Here is a 2523-nt window from a genome sequence, read left to right on the forward strand (position 1 = left end):
CAGCGTGACGCAGTCCTGATGATCCCAGACCGCGACGAATGCCGTCATGTTCAGGGCGTTGGCAAGCTGGGTCAGTTCCGGTAGGGCGGCCGTCTGGAGGTCGCGGGAGACACCCCGGGCCAGCACCGCAAGGCCGGGACCTGGCTGAACACGGCCGGCGTCGTCGCGCACCAGCAGGGAATGATCCTCCAGCGTGCGAAGGATCCGGTAGGCCACCGAGCGATGAACGCCCAGGGCGCCGGCGAGTTCTGCAATGGTCAACGGGCGCTCTGCTGCCGCCAGGATTTCCAGGGCCTGGATTCCGCGGGAGAGGGTCTGCGAAGGCGAGACCGTCGCCGTCGTGTCCTGCAGACTTTTTGCGGCGCTGGGAGACATCATGCGCTCCATCCTATGTTGGGGCCTAATGCGACCGGCCCGCCGTCTTGTGCTGTCACTCACAAGAGACTATGGTTCTGTATGAGAATTTGTTGTTCAAATATAGAACAAATTCACATATGGAACAATCGCTAGCCAGGAATCAACGATGATTGCCAAGTCCAGCCATAATGCGGAGCCCGGTCCGTTGAGCCGCACTTCGCGGCCGCGGGCACATCATTTCCGCGGCAGCCTGGGCCGCTTCGCCACAGGTGTCGCTATCGTGACGTTCGACGGCGCCACCAAGCGGCACGGTATCACCGTCAACTCTTTCACCGCCGTATCCATGGAACCGCCGCTGGTCCTGGTCAGCATCGCCCGCAACGCCAAAGCCCACGATGAGCTGGCCGGGCGCCCCTTCAGCGTCAATATCCTGGGTGCCGAACAGAAGCAACTCGCCCTGCATTTCGCGGGCCGACCCGGGCCCGAGCCCCTTTGGGTAGAAGGCGACACGGCGCCCCGGCTATCCAACGTCCTCGCTTATTTCGAATGCACGCCCTGGGCGGCTTACGACGGCGGAGACCACACCCTCTACGTGGGTGAAGTGGTGGACTTCAACTACCGCAGCGGCGACGCGCTCGCGTTCGCCAACAGCTCTTTCACCACTATCCCGGAAAGCCAATTGGGAATGGAGGATCTTCTGTAGTTGCCGGCGCCCGTCGACGCCGCATCCGTATGCCGTTTCAGCACAACCATCATTGGAGACAACCATGGGAATCCGGACCGGACAGCAGTACCTGGACAAGCTCAACTCGATGAACCCCCACGTCCTGATCGACGGCGAAATGGTCACCGGGAAGATCGCCGACCACCCGTCCTTCAGGAATGTGGCCCGCACGTACGCGAAGCTCTTCGACATGCAGCATGACCCGAAGTATGCGGACGCCCTCACCTACGAGTCCCCGACGACGGGTGACCGGGTGAACGCCTCGTTCCTGGTGCCGCGCACCAAGGAAGACCTCGAACATCGGCATGCGGCCATCCGCACTTGGGCGGAGTACTCCCATGGGTTCCTGGGCCGGACGGGTGATTACATGAACGGCGCCCTTACGGCACTCGCGGCCGCAGAAAAATGGTTTGCCCAGGCCGATCCGATGTTCGGCGAAAACATCCGCAAATACTATGAGCATTGCCGCGAGAACGATCTCCTTGCGACGCACACGCTGATCCCGCCGCAAGTCAACCGTTCGGTGTCAGGTTCCGAACAGCTCGGCGGGCAACTCTCGGCCAGGGTCGTCGAGGAGCGGGAAGACGGCATCGTGGTCCACGGCGCACGTATGCTCGCCACCATCGCGCCGATCGCCGACGAGCTCCTCGTGTTCCCTTCGACGCTCCTACGCTCGACGCCGGAAGATGCTCCCTACTCCTACGCGTTCGCCCTCCCGAACGATGCGCCGGGCATGCGTTACCTGTGCCGGACCTCGCTCTACAACGGCGGAGGCACCCACGACGAGCCGCTCGCCAGCCGCTTCGAGGAGATGGACGCCGTCGTCGTTTTCGACCACGTATTCGTTCCGAACGATCGCATCTTCATGCTCGGCCATCCCGAGCTGTGCAATGCCTTCTACTCCGAGACCGGCGCCGGGGCCCTCATGACCCACCAGGTGGTCACGAGGACCATCGCGAAGAGCGAGTTCTTCCTCGGCCTGGCCTCTGAGATTGCGGCGTCGATCGGGATTGACGGATTCCAGCACATCCAGGAAGACCTCGCGGAGCTGATCGAGACCGTCGAAATCGGCAAGGCCCTCATGGTGGCCGCGGAGGCCCAGGCAGCTCCAAGCCCGGATGGCGTGTTGTTGCCGCATTGGCCCACCCTGAATGCGGCACGCAACTGGTACCCCAAGGTTGCCCAGCGGTTCCCCGCGATCATCCGGAAGTTCTCGGCGTCGGGCCTCATGGCCCTGCCGGGCGAAGCGGACGTAGCCAGCGAGGCATTGCCGGACATCGAGCTGTACCTGCAGGCGAAGACCCTGACCGGCCCGGAGCGCGTGCGCCTCTTCAAGCTCGCTTTCGATGCCAGCATTTCCGCGTTCGCCGGGCGCCAGGCCCTCTATGAGTACTTCTTCTTCGGCGACCCCGTCCGCATGGCTGCCGCCCTCGTGAACAGCT

Annotated in this window: 3 protein-coding genes; 2 read left to right on the forward strand and 1 reads right to left on the reverse strand. The window is 63.2% G+C overall.

The window, feature by feature from the left end:
- A partial coding sequence (locus tag AHiyo1_RS03545; protein WP_445286180.1) for a helix-turn-helix domain-containing protein occupies positions 1–378 on the reverse strand: 378 nt, incomplete at its 3' end.
- A gap of 145 nt (positions 379–523) precedes the next feature.
- Between AHiyo1_RS03545 and AHiyo1_RS03550 the strand changes: the two genes are divergently transcribed.
- Together AHiyo1_RS03550 and hpaB are read left to right on the forward strand one after the other, a co-directional pair.
- On the forward strand, positions 524–1060 hold the full coding sequence (locus AHiyo1_RS03550; protein ID WP_059387630.1) for a flavin reductase family protein: 537 nt from the start codon (positions 524–526) through the stop codon (positions 1058–1060).
- Positions 1061–1124: 64 nt separating this feature from the next.
- The coding region (hpaB, locus tag AHiyo1_RS03555) for a 4-hydroxyphenylacetate 3-monooxygenase, oxygenase component (RefSeq protein ID WP_084784338.1) at positions 1125–2523 on the forward strand (1399 nt) is incomplete at its 3' end.

Source organism: Arthrobacter sp. Hiyo1 (assembly GCF_001263615.2).
Classification (GTDB): domain Bacteria; phylum Actinomycetota; class Actinomycetes; order Actinomycetales; family Micrococcaceae; genus Arthrobacter.

What these genes read in the sequence shown, in the direction of transcription:
- AHiyo1_RS03550 (WP_059387630.1), top strand. Translation starts at nt 524, where the DNA reads ATGATTGCCAAGTCCAGCCATAATGCGGAGCCCGGTCCGTTGAGCCGC.